Genomic DNA, 22,819 nt, shown 5'->3' with positions numbered 1-22,819 from the left:
CGACTCGACGCCTGGGCGAAGTCGAGGCCGTCATGCGGATATCCGTGAAATCAGGCTCCGGATTGTAGCATTTTCCTCGCCGGCTGCATCCGCCCGGGCCGTGCCTCGGGCGGTGGGCGAATGGGGCGTCGCCGCCCCGCGCGGCGTGCGTGACGAACGCGAGCGGGGCGGTCAGTGAGGCCCCTTGGCCCGGCTCGCGAGCCAAGGCGGGATGCGTTCGGCGGGCATGGGGTGGGCGATGGCGTAGCCCTGGGCCTGTGAGGCGCCCAGTTCGAGCAGCCGCTGGCAGTGTGCGGGCGACTCGGCGCCTTCGGCGATCACGTCGAGCCCGAGCCGTGCGCCGATCTGGATGATGCCCTGGACCAGGGCGGCGTCGCGCTCGTCCTCCAGGATGGCACCGACGAAGCGCTTGTCGATCTTGAGGGTGTCGATGGGCAGCTCGCGCAGATGTGCGAGCGACGAGTAGCCGGTGCCGAAGTCGTCCAGGGCGATGCGCAGGCCCGAGTGGCGGCAATGCTGGAGCGTATGGGTGACGGCATCGATATCCGCCACCGCGGCGCTTTCCTGGAACTCGACCTCCAGCAGGCGCCGGTCCAGCCCGGGGTAGCGCGCCAGGGCCGCCGTCAGCCGATCGCAGAATTCGGGCAGGGCCAGGTCGTTGGCGCTGGCATTGAAGCTGATGCGCAGGGCGAGCCCCTGGTGCTGCCAGTCCGCGAGCTGATGCAGGACCCGTTCGATCACCCATTCGCCGAGGGGCGCCTCGAGACGACTGCCGAGCAGCTGGGGCAGGAACTCATCGGGGGCCAGGAGGCCATGCTCGGGATGCTCCCAGCGAATCAGGGCCTCGAGGCCACAGACCTCTCCGCTGTGCAGATCGACCCTGGGCTGATAGTGAAGCCGGAACTCGTCGTCGCGTAAGGCCTGCTCGAGGCGATCCAGGCGTCGACGACCGGGTAACGAATCCTCGCGCTCTTCGGGGTTGAACAGGGCGTAGCGGTTCTTGCCACCGCGCTTGGCGCAATACATGGCCTGATCGGCGTGGCGCAGCAGGATGCCCGCCTCCGCATCGTCCTGGGGAAACAGGGTGATGCCGATGCTGGTGGAGATGCGTACCAGTGCGTCGTCCAGGGGGATGGGCCTGGCGATGAGGTAGCGGACTCGCTCGACGATCCGCAGGCACTCCTCGCGGTCTTCCAGGTCGGTCAGCAGCAGGGCGAACTCGTCGCCGCCCAGCCGGGCGAGCACATCGCCGGCGCGAATGGCCTCGCGTAGCCGCTGACTGATCGTGATCAGCACCTGATCGCCAGCCGCATGGCCCAGCCGGTCATTGATCGGCTTGAAACCGTCCAGATCGAGGAAGCACACCGCCAGCAGCGTGTCGTCGCGACGGGCCCGTGGCAGCGCGTCCGTGAGGTGCTCGGCGAAGTGGCGGCGATTGGGCAGCTCGGTCAGCACGTCGTGTCGTGCCAGGTGATGCAGTTCGTCCTGGTGGCGCTTGAGGTGGGTGATGTCGGAGAAGGTGGCGACGTAGTGGAGTGCCCGGCCTTGGTCGTCGCGTACCACCGAGGCCGAAAGCATCAGCGGGTAGGCCTCGCCGTTGCGCCGGTAGCCGAGGATCTCGCCCTTCCAGCAGCCTTCCGTGTCCAGATGGCGGCAGATCGCCTCGTAGGTTTCCGGGTCATGCTGAGCGGTGCCCAGCATGGCGGGGGTCAGGCCCAGCACGTCCTGCCTGGCATAGCCGGTGATGCGCGTGAAGGCGGCGTTGGTGTCGCAGATGCGCCGTTCGGCATCGGTGATCATGATGGCGTCGGAGCTTGAGGCGAAGACGCTGGCGGCGAGACGCCGCTGGTTCTCCGCCTGGCGCTGTTCGGTGATGTCGTGGCCGATGCAGATCATGCCGCCGCATGGCAGGGCGACGTTGGCCCACAGGGTGGTGAGCCGTTGTCCCTCACGGGTCGTCGGTGTCCACTCCTGAAACTGAGAGCCGTCACTGGACGACAGGCCGGCCACGACCGCCTGGTATTCCGCCGGATCGGGATAGAACAGTGCCAGGGGGTCGGGGTGTTTCATCACCTCTTCGGCCGTCCAGCCGAAGACCCGTTCGCACTGATGGTTCCAGAGGATACAGTGCCCCTGTTCATCGAACCCGTCGATCATGATCGGGGCATGACCGAACAGTCGCTCGACCAGTGCCAGTATGTCGTCTCGCCATTCGTCCGGCCCCGCGGATGCCTCGAGCGCTTCGAGGCTATCGGCAAGGCGAGCGAGCGGGTGACGTCTGGACGGCGGATTGGAACCCATATCCATATCAGGCAACCCACGGAGTGAAGTGTCCTCACTATAGTGGGACACCGCGGGGGCTGCCTGAGTCTCGGGTAGGAGATTGCTCCATCGACGACTAGGAAAATAGGGCTAACGCCCGCGGGAACCGGGGCCTCAGGCGTCGGGACGGTCCTGATAGACGCCGAAGTGATGCAGGCCGCGGTCGGCGAGGTGAAGCGCCTGCATGCGGCTCATCACGCCCTGGTCGCAGTACAGCAGATAGTGCCGGCCCGCATCGAGCTCGGGGGCCCGGTCCTGCAGCTCGTAGAAGGGAATCTCGATCAGCGGGACCCGAGCGACGGCCTCGGGCAGCGCCAGGGGCGCGGCCTCGCGCTCGTCGGCGCGGCGAATGTCGATGATGCAGGGCGTGTCGAGCGAGGCGAGCTCCTCGGGCGTCTGCACCATCGCGACCTCGGCCGGCGCCGTTTCGCGTTCCAGCACCTCATCGATGCGCTTGATGACGGCGGCCTCGATGGCGTCGTCCAGTACCCGGTCATCGAATTCGCGCTCGGCGGCCAGCACGTCGTCCAGCGGTGCCTTGTTATGCGGGCGCCGCGAGATCACGCCGCAGTATTCGGGCATCGATTCGGCGATGCGGGCGGTGTCTATCTGTCGGGCCCGGTCGATGATGTCCTGCTTGTCGTCGGTGAGTACCGGGCGCAGGATCGGGCGCTCGCTGACGTCGTCGATCACCGCCAGGTTGGCCAGGGTCTGGCTGGAGACCTGGGCGATGGCCTCGCCGGTGACCAGTGCCGGGACGCGCAGCCGCTGGGCCATGCGATTGGCGGCGCGGATCATCAGGCGCTTGAGCACCACCCCCATCAGGCCATCCGGGATGGTACGCAGGATCTCGCCCACCACGCCGTCGAAGGGCACCGAGATGAACTTCACCTTGTGGGAGACGCCATAGCGCTCCCACAGGTGGTGGCTGACCTCGCGCACGCCGGCCTCGTGGGCCGGACCGCCCAGATTGAAGAACAGGAAGTGGGTCTTCACGCCGCGACGGATCATCTTCCAGGCCGCCACCGGCGAATCGAAGCCGCCGGACATCAGCGCCAGGGCCTGGCCCTGTACGCCCAGGGGATAGCCGCCGAGCCCCTTCCAGCGGGCGCGGATCACCTGCAGGCGCTGGTCGGCGAGCTCCACCGGCACGACCACCTCGGGGTGCTTGAGGTCGACGCGGGCATCAGGGGTGGCTTCCAGCAGGCGACCGCCGAGATAACGCTCCATGTCCGCCGAGGTGAAATCGTGCTCCCCGCGCCGCTTGGCCTGGACCCGGAAGCTGCGACCGGCGATCAGCGGGCCCCACAGTGGCACGATATGGTCGGCGGCCTGCTCCAGCGAGTCGAACCGGCGTTCTTCGGTGGCCAGCACCTGCTGGATGCCGGGAATGCGGGTCAGGCTGTCTTCGAGGGCGGCCGTGGTCTTGGCGTCGAGGCCCTCCGGCAGGCGCACGCGGATGGCGTCCCACTGGTCCTTGACCCGCACGCGCTCATCCAGGCGGCGCAGGGTGTTGCGGATGTTGGCCGTCAGGCAGCGCGTCATCTGCTGGCGGACCGAACGGGACTTGATGGTGATCTCGGGGTGAAGCTTGAGGAGATAGAGCATGCGAGGCGGCGTTGAAGCGGGGCGTGGCAAAAGGGCGCGCATTGTAGCAGCGAGCGGGAGCGCGTGCAGGTCGAGGGAGGCGGTGCAGCGAATGGCCGCCCCCGACCGGGGGCGGGTAGAGGCTCAGTAGAGGGCCTGTTCCTCCCGCACCACTTCCTTGAGCAGTTCCAGGAACAGGCGGTCGGCCTCGGAGTGTTCCTTGGGATCTTCCGGGATGTGCACGCTGGTGGTGTCGGAAATCTCGTTGGCGATCTGGGCCATGACCTGAGTCTGGTCGCCCTCGCCGAGACGTTCCCGGGCGATCGTCAGCGACTGCTCCAGGATCTTGGGGTCCTGCAGCAGCTTCTTGATGAAGCTGCGTAGTTCATTGATGACACGAGTCTTCTGGATCTCCGATGACGACATGCCGATTCTCCTTGGGCGGGCCGTGTGACTGATGGCGCTGACGATAGCACGTTTGGGCTTGCCAGCGAGAGCGGCCGGTACACCGATCCCTTGGTAAGTCATGGATTTCATGGCGTTAAGCAAAATTCATCCAGAAGCCACATGGCGACTCGCTTGTGGTGTATCGTGGTTTCTTGGTTATTCTATATTAGCGATAATTAGTTGATACGTTCATCGCAGAGGCTAATCTTTTTGCCTGATTGCCCTGCAGCCGAAGAAAGGATCAAGATCGCCATGGCTGGAGCCCGCCTGATCAGGGAGGGCCTCAGTCGGCACAATGACGAACAGCAGCCGCGTGTTATCGATGCCGGCTCAGCAAGGGGTGGGAACTGTCATGAAACGCACTAGCGTCACACTGTCTTCGCGCGTCGCGCGAGCGCGCATCGTCCGCGGCCTTGCCGTGGGGGCAGGCCTCGCCCTGCTGCCCATCGCCTCGGCCGTCGCCCAGTCCCTGCCCCAAGGGTTGATGTCCCCGGGGAGCAGCGATCTGCAAAGCGTCGTGCAGCAGGCGATCAGCACCAATCCCGAGGTGCGGGCGGCCTGGCGCGAGCTTCGGGCCTCGGGGCAGGATCGCCGTGCCGCCTGGGGGAATTATCTGCCCAGCGTGGACGTCAACGCCGGTGTGGGGCGGGAGGATCGTGAGTACGACGGTCGTGGCAGCTTCGATACCGACTATGCCGAGGTGGCGCTGACGCAGATGATCTATGACGGTTTCGCCACCAGCAGCGAGGTGGAGCGTCTCGATCGCGCCGAGCTGGTGCGCTACTACGAGCTGCTGGGGGCCAGCGAGGAAGTCTCCCTCGAGGCGGTGCGGGCCTATCTGGACGTGCAGCGCTACCGGGCACTGGTCCGCCTGGCTCAGGAAAACTACGCCAAGCACCTGGAGGTCTTCAATCAGATCGAGGAGCGTACGCTCTCCGGGGCGGGGCGTGGGGTCGATCTCGAGCAGATCAGCGGACGCCTGGCGCTGGCCGAATCCAACCTGATGACCGAGGCCTCCAACCTGCATGACGTGACGGCTCGCTTCCAGCGTATCGTCGGCGGCCTGCCGGCGGCCTCGCTGGCGCCGGCGCCGGACTTCGCCGGTCGACTGCCCGCAGACGTGGCGTCGGCGCTGGATCTGGCCTTCCAGGGCAATCCGGAGTTTCATGCCGCGATCGAGAACATCGCGGCCTCTCGGGCGGCAAGGACCGGCGAGCGCGCCGCCTTCCATCCGACGCTCGACCTGGTCGCCCGCAGTGGCACCTACAAGGACAGTGACAGCGACTCCCTCGACGACGTCGACGAGCGACAGGACCGCAGCAGCATCGAGCTGGTGGCGAGCATGAACCTGTACCGCGGTGGCAGCGACCTGGCCAGTTTCCGTGCCGCCAGCGAGCGGGTCGAGCAGGCCATCAACCTGCGCGAGAAGGCCTGCGTCGACGTGCGCCAGACCACCCAGATCGCCTACAACGACACCCAGCGGCTGCGCGAGCAGCTCGAGTATCTCAACCAGCATCGGCTCTCTACCGACCGCGTGCGTGGCGCCTACCAGCAGCAGTTCGACATCGGCCAGCGCAGCCTGCTGGACGTGCTGGATACCGAGAACGAATACTTCGAGGCCAGCCGCGCCTATACCAATGCCCGCTATGACGTGGAGCTGGCCGATGCCCGCACCCTGGCTGCCATGGGGCAGCTGATGCAGACCCTGGAGGTGCGTCGCGACGACATGCCGACCCTGGCCGAGCTCGGCAGCGATGGGGTCTCCCTCCTCGATCCCGAGACCATCTGCCCGACGTCGGGCCCCACCGGCTTCACTCTGGCCGATTTCACCGGTGACATCACGGCGCCGTCGACTCGCGCGCCGGACGTCACGCTCTCGGCGGACGCCCTGTTCGAGATCAACAGCGCCGAACTGAGCATGGCATCGCGCGATGAGCTGCGTCGGCTCGCCGAGCAGATCCGCGGCCGCAACGACCTGGTGCGCGTCTTCATCGCCGGTCATGCCGATGCCACTGGCAATGACGCCATCAACGACCCGCTGTCTCGGCGTCGTGCCCGGAGCGTCGGTGATTATCTGGTCACGCAGGGCGTGGACGCCTCGCTGATCCAGGCCGAGGGCTTCGGCTCACGCCGGCCGGTGGCGTCCAACGATACCGTGGATGGCCGTCGTCAGAATCGTCGCGTGGAGGTCACCCTGGAGCGTGCCGGCGAGAACCTCGACATGGCCGCCTACCGGCCCTAACGTGATGCGGCTGTCGGTCGGGCCCGGCCCGGCCGACGACGCTCTATGATTTCGACGCAGGGGTGAGAATTGACACAACGTGAAGCGCTCGATGATGGCAGCGGGGCCAGGTCTGCCGTTCGGGACGAGCTGCTCGAATGCCTGCAGAACATTGCGCTGGCCCACGAACACGACGTCAGTGCCGATGCCTTGACGGCGGGCCTGCCGCTGGAGGAAGGGCGCCTGACGCCGGGCGTCTTTCCGCGTGCCGCCGCTCGTGCCGGGCTGTCGGCGCGGATCGTCCGTTCGCGCCTGGTGCAGCTCAATCCCGCGCTGTTCCCCGCCGTGCTGCTGCTCGAGCCGGGACGCGCCTGCGTACTGCTGGCGCTGGATCTCAAGGCGCGCCGTGCCCGGGTGATCTTCCCGGAGCTCGGCGAGGCGGCAACCGAGGTTGACCTGGATGGCCTGGAGGCCAGCTACAGTGGCCAGGCCATCTATGTCAGGCCCCGCTTTCGCTTCGATGCACGCGGCCCCGAGGTCGAGCACAAGCGCGACCGACACTGGTTCTGGGGCGTCATCCGCGATAACCGCCGGCTCTATCGCGATGTGATCGCCGGGTCGGTGGTGATCAACCTCTTCGCCCTGGCCATGCCGCTGTTCGTGCTGAACATCTATGATCGCGTGGTGCCCAATCACGCCACCGAGTCGCTGTGGGTGCTGGCGATCGGCGTCTTCGTGGTGCTGTGCTTCGATCTGGCGCTTCGGCTGATGCGCGGCGCCTTCGTGGACCTGGCCGCGAGCCGGGCGGACGTCAAGCTCTCGTCGTCGCTGATGTCGCAGGTGCTCGGTCTCAAGATGGCCTCGCGGCCGTCTTCCACCGGTTCCTTCGCCGCCATGCTGCAGTCCTTCGAATCGGTGCGCGCCTTCATCGGTTCGGCCACGGTGGTCGGGCTGGTCGATCTACCGTTCGTGCTGCTGTTCGCCGCCATCATCGCCCTGATCGGTCCGCCCCTGGTGATTCCGGTGCTGGTGGGCATCGTCTTCGTGCTGCTTTATGCGCTGGCGGCGCAGGGCAAGCTGCACGAGCTGTCCGAGACCACCTGGCGGGCCAGTGCGCAGCGCAATGCCACGCTGGTCGAGTCGATCTCGCAGCTCGAGACCCTGAAGGCGCTGCGCGGGGAGAGCCGGGCGCAGGGCATCTGGGAGCGGGCCTCCGCCTTTCTCTCGCGGACTACCGCCCAGCTGCGCCTGATCAGCTCCTCGGTGAGCAGCGTGGCGCTGTGGGCGCAGCACAGCGTGGCGGTGGCGGTCGTCATCACGGGGGTCTATCTGATCATCGCTGGCGAGCTGACCCAGGGCGGGTTGATCGCTGCCTACATGCTGTCATCGCGGGCCATGGCCCCGATCAGTCAGGCCGCCGCGCTGCTGGCCCAGTATCATCAGGCCTCCACGGCCCTGCGCTCGCTGGATGGCGTGATGGCACTGCCGGTGGAGCGCCACGAGGATCGACCGTACATCGATCGTCCCGTGGTGAAAGGCGAGCTGCGCTTCGACAAGGTCGGCTTCCGCTATCCCGACGAGCAGCGAGATGCGCTGCGGGAGGTCTCGCTGAACCTCGAGGCCGGCGAGAAGGTCGGCGTGCTCGGGCGAGTGGGGTGCGGCAAGACCACGCTACACAAGCTGCTGCTGGGGCTCTACGAACCCGATGCCGGCGCGGTACGGCTGGATGGCGTTGACGTGCGTCAGTACGACCCCGTCCAGCTGCGTCGTCATTTCGGCTATGTGCCCCAGGACGTCACGCTCTTTCATGGTTCGCTGCGCGAAAACATCCTGGCCGGCGCCGGCAGCGATGGTGTCGACGACGAGTCGCTGCTGCGGGTGATTCATCTCAGTGGCCTCTCCGGGCTGGTCGACGGCCACCCTGATGGCATCGATCTCGACGTGGGCGAGCGCGGCCAGCGCCTGTCCGGCGGGCAACGTCAGCAGGTGGCCATCGCCCGGGCGCTGGTGCACGACCCTCGCGTCCTGCTGCTCGACGAGCCCACCAGCGCCATGGATCACTCCTCCGAAGAGGCGCTCAAGGCAAGACTGAAGGAAGTGGGAGCGGGCAAGACGATGCTGATCGTGACTCATCGCACGTCCTTGTTGTCACTGGTGGACCGCATCGTGGTCATCGATGCCGGCAAGGTGGTGGCCGACGGTCCCAGGGACAAGGTGATCGAGGCCCTGCGCAAGGGCCAGATCGGGAGGGCCGGCGCATGACGGAAGACGCCCGTACCTCCGAGCAGCGTGGCTTCGAGGCCGTCGGCCGCTTTTCCGAGACCGGCGGCAAGCCGTTTCGTCCCTTCGTCGACCGGCTGTTCTCGCGGCGGGTCACGTCCGCGCACCTGGATCGCGACTGGGCCAGCGATGCCGACTGGGCAAGGCTCCAGCAGGAGCCGCTGCGCGCTCGCCTGATGCTCTATACCGTGGTGCTGGCCGTGGTGGCCCTGATCGTTTGGGCGGCCTTCGCGCCGCTGGATGAGGTGACCCGAGGCGCCGGGCGGGTGATTCCCTCCAGCCAGCTGCAGAAGGTCCAGTCCTTCGATGGAGGCGTCGTCCAGGAGATCCTGGTCGAAGAGGGCGAATCGGTGTCCCAGGGGCAGCTGCTGATGCGCATCGACCCGACGCGTTTCGTGGCCAACTTCCGCGAGAATCGCGCCAAGGCCGAATCGCTCGAGGCGCGAGTGGAACGCCTGCGCGCCTTGGTCACCGATGAGCCCTTCACGCCGTCGCGGGAACTGCTCGAGGAGGCGCCTGACATCGTCGCCCAGGAGCGTGAGCAGTACCGCAACAACCTCGAGGCGCTGGAAGAACAGAAGAGCATCCTCGAGGAGCAACTGTCCCAGCGGCATGCGGAACTGGATGAAGCCCGGTCTCGGCGCGACACGGCCGCACGGGAGCTGGGCATGGCCGGGCGCGAACTGAATCTGACCCGACCGCTGTTGGAGTCCGGAGCGGTCTCCGAGGTCGAGGTGCTCCGGCTTCAGCGTGAGGTCACGCGCGCCCGGGGGCAGCGCGACCAGGCCGCGGCTCAGGTCGAGCGCCTGGAGTCCTCCATCGAGGAAGCCCAGTCGAAGCTGCGTGAGGTCACACTCGAGAAGCGCAACGAGTGGCGGGGGGAGCTTTCCCAGACGATGGCGGAGCTGGCGGCGTTGGATGAATCCAGTGCCGGCCTGGAGGATCGCGTGAGGCTGGCGGAGATTCGCTCGCCGGTGGACGGCATCGTCCAGCGCCTGACCCTCAATACCCTCGGTGGCGTGGTGCAGCCGGGACAGGAGGTGGTCGAGATCGTGCCCACCGCGGATGCCCTGCTGGTCGAGGCGCGTATCGCGCCGCAGGATATCGCCTTCCTGAGGCCCGGCCAGCCGGCCACCATCAAGCTGACGGCCTACGACTTCGCCATCTATGGCGGGCTCGAGGCCGAGCTGGTCCACATCAGCCCCGATACCATCACCGATGACGAGGGTGATACCTTCTATCTGGTGCGGGTCCGTACCCTGGAAGGTGGCAGCGAGCACCAGAAACTGGACGTGATACCGGGGATGACCGCGCAGGTGGACATCCTGACCGGCAAGCGCACGGTGATGCAGTATCTGCTCAAGCCGGTGTTGAGAGGCTGGCAGAACGCGCTGGGAGAACGTTGATGAAGCAGATCTTCGTATGTCGTGAGAGCGCCCTGATGCCGCGCTGGCGCGAGGCCTTTCCTGATGCGCGCTGTGTCGACGAGTCCTTCGCCCTGGAGATGGCATCGGCCGAGGTCCAGGCCTGGGTGGTCATCCAGGGAGACACCTGGCCCGTGCTGGTGCGGGAGCTGGCGCGGCACGGGGCTATCGTCAGTGTGTTGAGCTATGCCCCTGACTCCCGCGAGGCGACCCAGTCTCTCGAGGCCGGTGCGCGGGGCTACGCTCATGCGTTGTCCCCGCCCGAGCTGTTGAACCAGATGGCCCTGGTCACGGCCCATCAGGGCATCTGGGTGGGTCCTGAACTCATGGCCCAGGTGGTGGGAGGGGCCTATCGCGCTCTCGGCGGGGAAGAGAGGCTGCGCGATGAGATGCTCGACCGCCTGACCCAGCGTGAGCGTGCCGTGGCGGTGGCCGTCGCGGAGGGCAACAGCAACAAGGCGGTGGCTCGTCTGCTGGGCATTACCGAGCGAACCGTCAAGGCGCATCTCGGCGCCGTATTCCGCAAGCTCGAGGTGCGCGACCGCATGCAGCTCGTGCTAAAGCTTTCCCACCAGGAGCAGGGCGTTTCCTGAGCCCTGCCAGGGTGGGGGCTCAGTCCTGCCTCGTTAGTTTCTGTTACCTGTCCTTCGGTCCAATACCGGGGGCTGGTCCCCTGACTTAGTGTTACGTCATTAACCACCGGTGTATCCGCTGCGAACGCCGGTTGATGTGACTCCTCAGGGGAAATGACTGATGACCATCGCCACCGTGGTATCCATTACCGGCCAGGCCTGGGCTCGTGACGCCGACGGCAACCTCCGTGAACTCGGCGTCGGCGACGCGCTGCAGGAAGGAGAGACCCTGGTCACGTCCGATGGCGGGCGAGCCGTGCTGGATTTTGGCGATGGTCTCGAACCGGCCGCCATCGCTGGTGGTGAAGAGGTCGTGATGACGCCGGACCTCGCGTCGGATCAGTCGCCGGCCAGCGAGGAGGCCAGCGCCCAGGATGGGGATGTCGCTGCGTTGCTGGCGGCCATCGACGAGGGCGAGGGTGACCTGCTCGAAGGGCTCGATCCCACCGCGGCGGGCGGTGCCGGTGGTGCGGGCGACAGCGGTCACGATTTTGTGCGTCTGCTGCGCATCAGTGAAATCGTCAGCCCATTGGCCTTCAACTATGAGGTCAATGCGCCCGAGGGGCCAGACCCGGTCGAGTTCGATCCGGGCTTCGTTGCCGAGGAGGACGACTCGCCGACGGTGAGTACCCAGGACCTCAACGGTGATGGCTACGGGGTCTCGGAGTCTGCTCTGCCTGATGGCAGCGGTGGCGGCAGCCTGACCGCCAGCGGCGCCTTCCAGATCGATACCGGCGTGGATGCCCTCGAGCTGATCGAAGTGCAGGATGCCAGCGGCGTCTGGATCCCGATTTCCGCCGACGGCACGGCCGTGCAGGGCGCCTACGGCACGCTGACGGTCGATACCGATGGAAGCTGGACGTACACGCTGGACGACAGCACCCTGGCCCATGACGGCGACGACCAGACCGGCGCCGCCGACCAGGTGCAGGACGCCTTCGCGGTCCGCGTCAGTGACGACGACGGCGACGTCTCGCCGGAAGCGACGCTGACCATCGACGTCAACGACGATGGTCCGACGGCGCGGGACGACAGCGTGACGGACGACGTGGCCGAGGACGGCAGCGTCGACATCGATGTCTTCGCCAACGACACCGCCGGCGCCGACGGCGTGGATCTGCTGACCGGCATCAGCGTCACCACCGCCCCCGCCAAGGGCACGGTGACCTACAACGGTGACGGCACCTTCACCTACCAGGCCACGGCCGGCGCCGAAGGCGCCGACAGCTTCAGCTACACCATCACCGATGCCGACGGCGACACCAGCACCGCCACGGTCAGCCTGAGCATCGCCGAGGACTCCACGCCCACGGTGGCCACCCCGGACCTGAACCAGGACGGCGACGTGGTCTCGGAATCGGCGCTCGCCGATGGCAGCGGCGGTGGCACGACGACCACCAGTGGCCAGTTCCAGATCAGCACCGGCGGCGACGCGCTCGCCCAGCTCGAGGTGCAGAACGCCGACGGCAGCTGGGTCACCATCGCGGCCGACGGCACGGCCGTGCAGGGCGCCTACGGCACGCTGACGGTCGATACTGATGGAAGCTGGAGCTACACGCTGGACGACAACACCCTGGCCCATGACGGCGTCGACCAGACCGGCGCCGCCGACCAGGTGCAGGACGCCTTCGCGGTCCGCGTCAGTGACGACGACGGCGACGTCTCGCCGGAAGCGACGCTGACCATCGACGTCAACGACGATGGTCCGACGGCGCGGGACGACAGCGTGACGGACGACGTGGCCGAGGACGGCAGCGTCGACATCGATGTCTTCGCCAACGACACCGCCGGCGCCGACGGCGTGGATCTGCTGACCGGCATCAGCGTCACCACCGCCCCCGCCAAGGGCACGGTGACCTACAACGGTGACGGCACCTTCACCTACCAGGCCACGGCCGGCGCCGAAGGCGCCGACAGCTTCAGCTACACCATCACCGATGCCGACGGCGACACCAGCACCGCCACGGTATCCCTCACCGTGGAGGCCGACAGCGAGCCGCAGCTCCAGATCGACACGGATCCGGATGTCGAGGGCGTTCAAGCCGGGCCCGACAGCGTGTCCGAGGCCGGCCTGAGCGGCGGCTCCTCGGATCCCAACGATGCCAGCGAGACCACCGACGGCACCTTCGCCATCGACGCCGGCAATGACAGCCTGGCGGCCACCGACGGCCTGGTCATCGTCGACAAGAACGGGGCGGGCATCGACGTCACCGGCGGGGGCACGGTGCAGGGCAGCTACGGCACCCTCACGGTCACTCTGGCGGACGGCGTCTACAGCTACAGCTACACGCTGGACGCGGCCATCGACCACGCTGATGGGGCACCCGACAGCGAGAGCTTCGCCGTCACCGTCACCGACCAGGACGGCGATAAGGCCCAAGACACGCTGACCATCGCTATCGCCGACGACGCACCCAGCGCCGTCGATGACACCATCACCCCGAACGTGGCCGAAGACACCGCGCTGCAGATCAATGCGAGCACACTGATCGGCAACGACACCCAGGGGGCCGACGGTGCCACCGTCACCGGTGTCAGCGCGACGTCCGCTAACGGCGGCACGGTCTCCCTCAGCAACGGGGTCGTGACCTACACCCCGGCGAACGGGTTCGAAGGCACCGACAGCTTCAGCTACACCATCACCGACGCCGATGGTGATCCGTCCACCGCCACGGTGTCCCTCACCGTGGAGGCCGACAGCGAGCCGCAGCTCCAGATCGACACGGATCCGGATGCCGCGGGCGTTCAAGCCGGGCCCGACAGCGTGTCCGAGGCCGGCCTGAGCGGCGGCTCCTCGGATCCCAACGATGCCAGCGAGACCACCGACGGCACCTTCGCCATCGACGCCGGCAATGACAGCCTGGCGGCCACCGACGGCCTGGTCATCGTCGACAAGAACGGGGCGGGCATCGACGTCACCGGCGGGGGCACGGTGCAGGGCAGCTACGGCACCCTCACGGTCACTCTGGCGGACGGCGTCTACAGCTACAGCTACACGCTGGACGCGGCCATCGACCACGCTGATGGGGCACCCGACAGCGAGAGCTTCGCCGTCACCGTCACCGACCAGGACGGCGATAAGGCCCAAGACACGCTGACCATCGCTATCGCCGACGACGCACCCAGCGCCGTCGATGACACCATCACCCCGAACGTGGCCGAAGACACCGCGCTGCAGATCAATGCGAGCACACTGATCGGCAACGACACCCAGGGGGCCGACGGTGCCACCGTCACCGGTGTCAGCGCGACGTCCGCTAACGGCGGCACGGTCTCCCTCAGCAACGGGGTCGTGACCTACACCCCGGCGAACGGGTTCGAAGGCACCGACAGCTTCAGCTACACCATCACCGACGCCGATGGTGATCCGTCCACCGCCACGGTGTCCCTCACCGTGGAGGCCGACAGCGAGCCGCAGCTCCAGATCGACACGGATCCGGATGCCGCGGGCGTTCAAGCCGGGCCCGACAGCGTGTCCGAGGCCGGCCTGAGCGGCGGCTCCTCGGATCCCAACGATGCCAGCGAGACCACCGACGGCACCTTCGCCATCGACGCCGGCAATGACAGCCTGGCGGCCACCGACGGCCTGGTCATCGTCGACAAGAACGGGGCGGGCATCGACGTCACCGGCGGGGGCACGGTGCAGGGCAGCTACGGCACCCTCACGGTCACTCTGGCGGACGGCGTCTACAGCTACAGCTACACGCTGGACGCGGCCATCGACCACGCTGATGGGGCACCCGACAGCGAGAGCTTCGCCGTCACCGTCACCGACCAGGACGGCGATAAGGCCCAAGACACGCTGACCATCGCTATCGCCGACGACGCACCCAGCGCCGTCGATGACACCATCACCCCGAACGTGGCCGAAGACACCGCGCTGCAGATCAATGCGAGCACACTGATCGGCAACGACACCCAGGGGGCCGACGGTGCCACCGTCACCGGTGTCAGCGCGACGTCCGCTAACGGCGGCACGGTCTCCCTCAGCAACGGGGTCGTGACCTACACCCCGGCGAACGGGTTCGAAGGCACCGACAGCTTCAGCTACACCATCACCGACGCCGATGGTGATCCGTCCACCGCCACGGTGTCCCTCACCGTGGAGGCCGACAGCGAGCCGCAGCTCCAGATCGACACGGATCCGGATGCCGCGGGCGTTCAAGCCGGGCCCGACAGCGTGTCCGAGGCCGGCCTGAGCGGCGGCTCCTCGGATCCCAACGATGCCAGCGAGACCACCGACGGCACCTTCGCCATCGACGCCGGCAATGACAGCCTGGCGGCCACCGACGGCCTGGTCATCGTCGACAAGAACGGGGCGGGCATCGACGTCACCGGCGGGGGCACGGTGCAGGGCAGCTACGGCACCCTCACGGTCACTCTGGCGGACGGCGTCTACAGCTACAGCTACACGCTGGACGCGGCCATCGACCACGCTGATGGGGCACCCGACAGCGAGAGCTTCGCCGTCACCGTCACCGACCAGGACGGCGATAAGGCCCAAGACACGCTGACCATCGCTATCGCCGACGACGCACCCAGCGCCGTCGATGACACCATCACCCCGAACGTGGCCGAAGACACCGCGCTGCAGATCAATGCGAGCACACTGATCGGCAACGACACCCAGGGGGCCGACGGTGCCACCGTCACCGGTGTCAGCGCGACGTCCGCTAACGGCGGCACGGTCTCCCTCAGCAACGGGGTCGTGACCTACACCCCGGCGAACGGGTTCGAAGGCACCGACAGCTTCAGCTACACCATCACCGACGCCGATGGTGATCCGTCCACCGCCACGGTGTCCCTCACCGTGGAGGCCGACAGCGAGCCGCAGCTCCAGATCGACACGGATCCGGATGCCGCGGGCGTTCAAGCCGGGCCCGACAGCGTGTCCGAGGCCGGCCTGAGCGGCGGCTCCTCGGATCCCAACGATGCCAGCGAGACCACCGACGGCACCTTCGCCATCGACGCCGGCAATGACAGCCTGGCGGCCACCGACGGCCTGGTCATCGTCGACAAGAACGGGGCGGGCATCGACGTCACCGGCGGGGGCACGGTGCAGGGCAGCTACGGCACCCTCACGGTCACTCTGGCGGACGGCGTCTACAGCTACAGCTACACGCTGGACGCGGCCATCGACCACGCTGATGGGGCACCCGACAGCGAGAGCTTCGCCGTCACCGTCACCGACCAGGACGGCGATAAGGCCCAAGACACGCTGACCATCGCTATCGCCGACGACGCACCCAGCGCCGTCGATGACACCATCACCCCGAACGTGGCCGAAGACACCGCGCTGCAGATCAATGCGAGCACACTGATCGGCAACGACACCCAGGGGGCCGACGGTGCCACCGTCACCGGTGTCAGCGCGACGTCCGCTAACGGCGGCACGGTCTCCCTCAGCAACGGGGTCGTGACCTACACCCCGGCGAACGGGTTCGAAGGCACCGACAGCTTCAGCTACACCATCACCGACGCCGATGGTGATCCGTCCACCGCCACGGTGTCCCTCACCGTGGAGGCCGACAGCGAGCCGCAGCTCCAGATCGACACGGATCCGGATGCCGCGGGCGTTCAAGCCGGGCCCGACAGCGTGTCCGAGGCCGGCCTGAGCGGCGGCTCCTCGGATCCCAACGATGCCAGCGAGACCACCGACGGCACCTTCGCCATCGACGCCGGCAATGACAGCCTGGCGGCCACCGACGGCCTGGTCATCGTCGACAAGAACGGGGCGGGCATCGACGTCACCGGCGGGGGCACGGTGCAGGGCAGCTACGGCACCCTCACGGTCACTCTGGCGGACGGCGTCTACAGCTACAGCTACACGCTGGACGCGGCCATCGACCACGCTGATGGGGCACCCGACAGCGAGAGCTTCGCCGTCACCGTCACCGACCAGGACGGCGATAAGGCCCAAGACACGCTGACCATCGCTATCGCCGACGACGCACCCAGCGCCGTCGATGACACCATCACCCCGAACGTGGCCGAAGACACCGCGCTGCAGATCAATGCGAGCACACTGATCGGCAACGACACCCAGGGGGCCGACGGTGCCACCGTCACCGGTGTCAGCGCGACGTCCGCTAACGGCGGCACGGTCTCCCTCAGCAACGGGGTCGTGACCTACACCCCGGCGAACGGGTTCGAAGGCACCGACAGCTTCAGCTACACCATCACCGACGCCGATGGTGATCCGTCCACCGCCACGGTGTCCCTCACCGTGGAGGCCGACAGCGAGCCGCAGCTCCAGATCGACACGGATCCGGATGCCGCGGGCGTTCAAGCCGGGCCCGACAGCGTGTCCGAGGCCGGCCTGAGCGGCGGCTCCTCGGATCCCAACGATGCCAGCGAGACCACCGACGGCACCTTCGCCATCGACGCCGGCAATGACAGCCTGGCGGCCACCGACGGCCTGGTCATCGTCGACAAGAACGGGGCGGGCATCGACGTCACCGGCGGGGGCACGGTGCAGGGCAGCTACGGCACCCTCACGGTCACTCTGGCGGACGGCGTCTACAGCTACAGCTACACGCTGGACGCGGCCATCGACCACGCTGATGGGGCACCCGACAGCGAGAGCTTCGCCGTCACCGTCACCGACCAGGACGGCGATAAGGCCCAAGACACGCTGACTATCAACATCAACGATGACAGTCCCACAGTAAGCGCCAACGACGCTGTGCAACTTGATGATGATGCGTTGCAAGGCGGCAATGCCGGCGGAATCGGCGATGTCGACCCCGATACCGCCAACACCACGGGCACCCTGGGCCACAGCCTGGGCGCCGACGGCGGCAGCTTGGCCTGGCTGACCAACGGTGCACCGAGCGGCTTCGCCTACGAGGCCTCCGGCAACGACCTACTGATCAAGCAGAATGGCACGACGGTCATCACACTGACGCTGGATACCGCTACGGGCGCCTACACGGTGACCCAGAACGCCGCGATCGATCATGCGTCGGGCGACGATGAGAACGACCTGGCATTCAGCGTGGGTTATCGGGTTACCGATGGCGATGGCGACACGGCCGAGGGCAGCCTGACCATCAACGTCGACGACGATACCCCTGTTGAGCTCACCACCAGTTCAGCCGATTTGGTCGACGGTTACACGGCAGCCTTGAACTTTGCGAGTGCTGCCGGTGCCGATGGTGTGGGTGATGTGACCTTTGCCCAGTCACTGAATGACGAGCCCGCCCTCGATAGCGCAGGTAAGTCTTTATATCTGGATGGCGAGCCGCTGTTCTATACCGTCAGTGCCGATGGTCATCTGCTGACCGCAGCTACTGAAGGCGGGGATGTCGGATTCACGGTCACGTTGGACCCCGGCACCGACAGCTATACCGTCGCGGTAGAGGGGCTGGTGCTCAATGGCTCGCTGTTCAGTGCCAATCCGGCTGGCGGGACCTCGGGCGGCAACAGTCCTCTGTATCTAATCAATAGCGAAGACGGCATCGAAGGAAACGACGTGCTTGTGTCTTCAGCTGCCAATGAAACGGTGAATACCAGCACGGGCTCTATCGGCATAGGAAACGCTCAGAGCATCACCAGCGATGACCTTGTACGGTTTGATTTCCTATTGGGGCTAGATAAGGGCTCGAACAATAATGCCGTATGGTCCGGCCGTCTTGATGTTTTCAGCTTCAAGCAGTCGGTTCTTATTGTGGGTGGCGGGCAAAACCCAGAGGCATCTTTTGACATCTATGCGGTTAAAGTTGCAGGCGCGGCGAGCGGTGATCACCCTTCCAGTGCTACAAACGATGTCTATCTTGATCTGTCTGTAGATGACATTCGCATCTATGACGCCAGCGGTGGTGATGTGACGGCAAGCGTCACGATTACCCGTCAGGGCGACGCCATTAGAGTGGAGGGTGTAGAGAGCGGCTGGAGTTATGAGCTGACTACTGACACTCCGTTCCAGGCCGTTGAGATCGTGGGTGCAGACGGTAAAAATTTCAAACTGGGAGATATGAAGTTTTCTACCGCGGGTACTGCCAGCGGCTTCGATGTCGACTTGGGGATCGTTGCGGAAGATGGTGATGGCGATTCTGTCTCCGGCAGCATCACGCTGCAGTCGCCCGAGCCATCGGAGCTCGAGGTCGGTGGCAACATCCAGAATGCGCTCGACGGTGACGCGGGAAATGACGTGCTGATCGGCGATACCGGTGGCAGCTACACCGTGATTACGCCGGGAGAGAGTTACAACATCTCGTTGATCGTCGACTCCTCCGGCAGCATGAGGGCAGGTTCGGGCACGGCTGGAAAGAGTCGCATGCAGCTAGCCCAGGAGGCCCTCAAGGCTCTGGCGCAACAGCTGGTCAACCATGATGGCGAGATCAATCTTCAGATCATCGATTTCGATACCGATTCGACCAGCGCGGTATTCACGAACATCACCATCGATGATCTTGCTGATATTGAAGCGGCCATCAATGCCATGGAGGCCGAAGGAATCACCAACTATGAGGCGGCCTTCAATGACGCGTCGGCGTGGCTGGGTTCTCAAACCAATGACTATGTCAACAAGGCGTTCTTCCTGACGGACGGTGATCCGACCGCCATTGTCAACTTTCGGTTTGGCGCTTATGCAATCACTACGCGAGGCGTCATGCGAGATTCGATTGAGGCCTTCGAAGTGCTCGCCAATACCGGTGACAACGGAACCCAGGTCGAGGCGATCGGCATCGGCAGCGGCGTCAGCGCAGATCGCCTGCAGTTCTTCGATAACACCGATGTGATCGGTCAAGAGGCGTATTGGGACAGCCCGGGGGCGGAAGCAGCCGCCGGTGAGGTCACCATCGTCAATACGGCCGATGAGCTCAATGCGGCCCTGCAGGGCGGCTCCTCTTCCGACGAGCTAGCACCGGTGGGTAACGATACGCTTATCGGCGATGACGGGGATGATTTGCTGTTCGGTGACGCGATCGCGCCGGTCGGTCAGCCCGAGGCGGGCTTCGGTGGGGTCCTCGATCTGGTCAAGGACGCCAACGGTGGAGTCGAGCCGACCGAGCAGCAGATCATCGACTTCCTGCATGACAACCCGGAGGCCTACGAGACGCCAGCGGGTCAAGGCGGTGACGACCTGCTGATCGGCGGTTCGGGGGATGACACCCTCACCGGTGGCTTGGGGGCCGATGTCTTCGCCTGGCACCTCGGTGATGAAGGCAGCTCTTCGACGCCCGCCGAGGATACGGTCACCGATTTCACGATGGGCACCTTCGGCACCGATGCCAACGCGGACAAGCTGGACCTGTCGGACCTGCTGTCCGGCATGCAGGATGGCGAAGACCTGTCCAGCTATATTCAGTCGACCGACGACGGCACCAATACGACGCTGCATATCAGTACCTCGGGGGATATGAGCTCGGGTGACGTCAGTGCTGCGGACCAGATCATCCAACTGCAGAATGTGGTGACATCCGTGTCGGACCTTCAGAACAACGGCCAGCTCGATATCGAGTGAGTTGGGTTTCACCATGGCGCCCGGCCCACGCCGGGCGCGTTTTCTTGGTCCCGTGCCTGCTAATATACGGTCAGTGACTCAGAGGAGAGCGAATCATGTACGTCCAGCGTGACGAGGGTGGGCATATCCAGCTGGTGAGTCGCGAGGAAACGCCACACTGCGCCGAGTTCCTGCCGGCCGATTCACCGGAGCTGCTGGCGTTTCTGTCGGAGGGCGAGTCCGGCAAGGCGCGTTTCCAGGCATCGGATCTGGCCTTCGTGCGGGTGCTGGAGGACGTGATCGAGCTGCTGATGGACAAGGGGCTCATTCGCTTCACCGAGCTGCCCGAGGCGGCCCAGCAGAAGGTCATGGAGCGACAGTCGCTGCGTCACCGGCTCAATGGCCTGCATCTGGTGTCGGATCGCGAGGGTGGCGATGACGTGATCTGAGCGCCTTCGCCGGCATGCTGAAGAATGCCCCAACGAATCCCGCCGGCCTCGTGGCCGGCGGGGGGCGTTGGGGCGTTGGGGCGTGGGAGCGGCTAGAAGCCGGTCTCGAAACTCTGGCGAATGCCCGGGCCGGTCACCCCGTCGAGCCCCAGCTCGAAGAGCGTGCCGGCCTGGTCGTGGGTCTCGACGCCCTCGGCGATGGCCAGGGTGCCGAGCGAGTGACAGAGCGTCGCCATGCCGCGCAGGATCGTCTGCTGTTCATGGCTGTCCGAGATGCCCTGAGTCAGCGAGCTGTCGAGCTTGAGATAGGCCAGGCCAAGGTCATGAAGGTTGGAGATGCGCGTGAACTCGGCGCCGACGTGCTCGAGCCCCACCCGGCAGCCGAGAGGCTGAAGCGCCTTGCACAGGCTGCGGAAGTGCTCGAGATCCTGAATGGCCAGATTGCCGGGGATTTCGATCCACAGCCGACGGGCGGCCTCGGGGCGGGCGCTCAGGCGCGCGCGAAGCTCCAGGGCGAAGTGGGCATCGCGCATCGAGTCGCCCGAGAGGTTGATGCCGACCGGCTGCTGACGCTGGGTGATGTCCTGCAGGGCGGCATCGACGACGGCCAGGTCGAGCTGTGTCGTCATCCCCAGCCGTGAGACCCAGGGGATGAACACGCCGGCGGAGTGCCACTGCTGCTTCAGGCGCAGCCGTGAGGGGCACTCGAAGTGCAGCAGCTTGCCGTTGCGGTCCAGCACCGGGTAGTGGGCCAGAGACACCCCTTCCCCGAGGGCGCCCTGGAGCGCCTCTCGCCACTCGGCATGGTTATTGAACAGGCTGGCGGACCGCTCGCCGTCGGTGATGGCGATATCGTGCTGGCCGTTGGATTCGGTCATCGACAGGGCGCCGTCGAGGCCGGCGAGCAGCGTGCCGCGATTGTCGCCCTGGGCATAGTGACAGATCGCGCCGGGCAGCAGGAGCGCGGCGTCACGAGCCTCCGTCAGGGCCTTGAGGCGAGTGTTCAGCTTCTGCTGAGCGAAGGTCAGATCGTCGAGCCCGGGCAGCAGCAGGGCGAAGTCGCTGCCGTTGAGGCGCCCGACCAGGCCACTGCCGTGGTCCCGGGCCAGCTGCTCCAGTGCGGCCACGAGCTCCTTCAGCAGGCTATCCGCGCCGGCATGGCCGAGTCGTTCATTGACGTCAGCCAGGTGGCTGACGCGGATCAGCGCCAGGCCGCCGCTGGCCCGGAAGTCATGGCTCTCCAGATGGATCTGCAGCTGGGCGAGGAAGGCATCGCGGTTCAGGGCATCGGTGATCGCGTCATGCTGCAGGCGGCGACGCAGGACATCGAGCTGCTGGCTTTCGCGCCCGAGCATGTCGCCGACGTCGCGGCTCAGCTGGTTCATGGCCTCGACCACGTCACCGAGCTCCCGGGTGCGTGGAACGGGAGAGGTGGTGAAGCGGCGCATGCCGATGTTCCGTGCCTGTTCGACGACGCGGTGCAGTGGCCGGCGGATCCCGCGAATCAGCCAACCGCCCAGCAGCAGGCCGAGGGCGCCGGCCAGCGCGAACCAGCCGGTCAGCTTCAAGGTGCTGTTCCAGAGCGAGCGATAGGCGTAGCTGTGCTGGCTCTCCACGGACAGGGTGGCGAACTGCTGCCAGCCGTCCTGGATCACCGCCACGCCCGGTGCCACGTTGAAGTCGATCAGATCGACGAACCAGGCCGGTACGTCGCCGATGGCCTCGTCGGCCTGGCGGGACTCGATCAGCTCGCCCTCGGGCGTGCGCAGCTCGATGCGCCGATAGTAGCCGGTATCGAACTGGGCGGCGATCAAGAGCTCCAGGGTGACGTCGTCCTTGGGCATCTGGGTCATGGTCAGCGCCAGGGCATTGGCGTTGTCGGCGTTCTTGATGCGCACTTCCTGCTCGATGTAGGCACGGCTCGTGCTCATGCCGATGAACAGGCTGGCCCCGAAGGACAGCAGCACGAGGCCCACGATGATTAGCCAGAGCTGCTTGATGAGTGACAT

The 22,819-nt window shown here is 66.1% G+C and carries 10 protein-coding genes; 6 read left to right on the top strand and 4 right to left on the bottom strand.

What is annotated here, in order from left to right:
* Positions 1-171: 171 nt before the first annotated feature.
* From FIU88_RS10095 to FIU88_RS10085, 3 genes are all read right to left on the bottom strand, one after another.
* Positions 172-2,307, bottom strand: coding sequence for a bifunctional diguanylate cyclase/phosphodiesterase (locus FIU88_RS10095; protein ID WP_152479130.1), 2,136 nt, complete (start codon positions 2,305-2,307; stop codon positions 172-174).
* Positions 2,308-2,436: 129 nt separating this feature from the next.
* Positions 2,437-3,930: a tRNA uracil 4-sulfurtransferase ThiI gene (gene thiI, locus FIU88_RS10090; RefSeq protein WP_152479129.1), complete on the bottom strand. Its 1,494-nt coding sequence runs from the start codon at positions 3,928-3,930 to the stop codon at positions 2,437-2,439.
* 123 nt (positions 3,931-4,053) lie between these two features.
* The gene (locus FIU88_RS10085) at positions 4,054-4,335 is read right to left on the bottom strand and encodes a hypothetical protein (protein WP_016855562.1); all 282 of its coding nucleotides are present in this window, start codon (positions 4,333-4,335) and stop codon (positions 4,054-4,056) included.
* A gap of 373 nt (positions 4,336-4,708) precedes the next feature.
* Between FIU88_RS10085 and FIU88_RS10080 the strand changes: the two genes are divergently transcribed.
* From FIU88_RS10080 to FIU88_RS10055, 6 genes are all read left to right on the top strand, one after another.
* On the top strand, positions 4,709-6,598 hold the full coding sequence (locus tag FIU88_RS10080) for a TolC family outer membrane protein (RefSeq protein WP_253742490.1): 1,890 nt from the start codon (positions 4,709-4,711) through the stop codon (positions 6,596-6,598).
* A gap of 69 nt (positions 6,599-6,667) precedes the next feature.
* On the top strand, positions 6,668-8,839 hold the full coding sequence (locus FIU88_RS10075; RefSeq protein WP_152479128.1) for a type I secretion system permease/ATPase: 2,172 nt from the start codon (positions 6,668-6,670) through the stop codon (positions 8,837-8,839).
* On the top strand, positions 8,836-10,263 hold the full coding sequence (locus tag FIU88_RS10070) for an HlyD family type I secretion periplasmic adaptor subunit (RefSeq protein WP_152479127.1): 1,428 nt from the start codon (positions 8,836-8,838) through the stop codon (positions 10,261-10,263). The genes FIU88_RS10075 and FIU88_RS10070 overlap by 4 nt, the downstream gene beginning before the upstream one ends.
* The gene (locus tag FIU88_RS10065; protein WP_152479126.1) at positions 10,263-10,874 is read left to right on the top strand and encodes a response regulator transcription factor; all 612 of its coding nucleotides are present in this window, start codon (positions 10,263-10,265) and stop codon (positions 10,872-10,874) included. Before FIU88_RS10070 ends, FIU88_RS10065 begins: the two co-directional genes overlap by 1 nt.
* A 160-nt stretch (positions 10,875-11,034) precedes the next feature.
* Positions 11,035-20,382 carry a retention module-containing protein gene (locus tag FIU88_RS10060; RefSeq protein WP_152479125.1) on the top strand — a complete coding sequence of 3,116 codons (9,348 nt, stop codon included), beginning with the start codon at positions 11,035-11,037 and terminating at the stop codon, positions 20,380-20,382.
* Positions 20,383-20,477: 95 nt separating this feature from the next.
* On the top strand, positions 20,478-20,810 hold the full coding sequence (locus FIU88_RS10055; RefSeq protein WP_016856478.1) for a hypothetical protein: 333 nt from the start codon (positions 20,478-20,480) through the stop codon (positions 20,808-20,810).
* A 92-nt stretch (positions 20,811-20,902) separates the two neighbouring features.
* Here the strand turns inward: FIU88_RS10055 and FIU88_RS10050 are convergent, their stop codons facing one another.
* On the bottom strand, positions 20,903-22,819 hold the full coding sequence (locus tag FIU88_RS10050) for an EAL domain-containing protein (protein WP_152479124.1): 1,917 nt from the start codon (positions 22,817-22,819) through the stop codon (positions 20,903-20,905).

The organism is Halomonas sp. THAF12, from assembly GCF_009363675.1.
GTDB classification, from domain to species: domain Bacteria; phylum Pseudomonadota; class Gammaproteobacteria; order Pseudomonadales; family Halomonadaceae; genus Halomonas; species Halomonas smyrnensis.
The sequence above is the reverse complement of the archived record's forward strand: the minus strand, read 5'-3'. Positions and strand labels throughout refer to the sequence as shown.

Excerpts from the sequence above, each read along its gene's own strand:
- FIU88_RS10085 (WP_016855562.1), bottom strand. The coding sequence starts at position 4,335 with ATGTCGTCATCGGAGATCCAGAAGACTCGTGTCATCAATGAACTACGC.
- FIU88_RS10060 (WP_152479125.1), top strand. The coding sequence starts at position 11,035 with ATGACCATCGCCACCGTGGTATCCATTACCGGCCAGGCCTGGGCTCGT.
- FIU88_RS10050 (WP_152479124.1), bottom strand. The coding sequence starts at position 22,819 with ATGTCACTCATCAAGCAGCTCTGGCTAATCATCGTGGGCCTCGTGCTG.
- FIU88_RS10055 (WP_016856478.1), top strand. The coding sequence starts at position 20,478 with ATGTACGTCCAGCGTGACGAGGGTGGGCATATCCAGCTGGTGAGTCGC.
- FIU88_RS10080 (WP_253742490.1), top strand. The coding sequence starts at position 4,709 with ATGAAACGCACTAGCGTCACACTGTCTTCGCGCGTCGCGCGAGCGCGC.
- thiI (WP_152479129.1), bottom strand. The coding sequence starts at position 3,930 with ATGCTCTATCTCCTCAAGCTTCACCCCGAGATCACCATCAAGTCCCGT.
- FIU88_RS10065 (WP_152479126.1), top strand. The coding sequence starts at position 10,263 with ATGAAGCAGATCTTCGTATGTCGTGAGAGCGCCCTGATGCCGCGCTGG.
- FIU88_RS10070 (WP_152479127.1), top strand. The coding sequence starts at position 8,836 with ATGACGGAAGACGCCCGTACCTCCGAGCAGCGTGGCTTCGAGGCCGTC.
- FIU88_RS10095 (WP_152479130.1), bottom strand. The coding sequence starts at position 2,307 with ATGGATATGGGTTCCAATCCGCCGTCCAGACGTCACCCGCTCGCTCGC.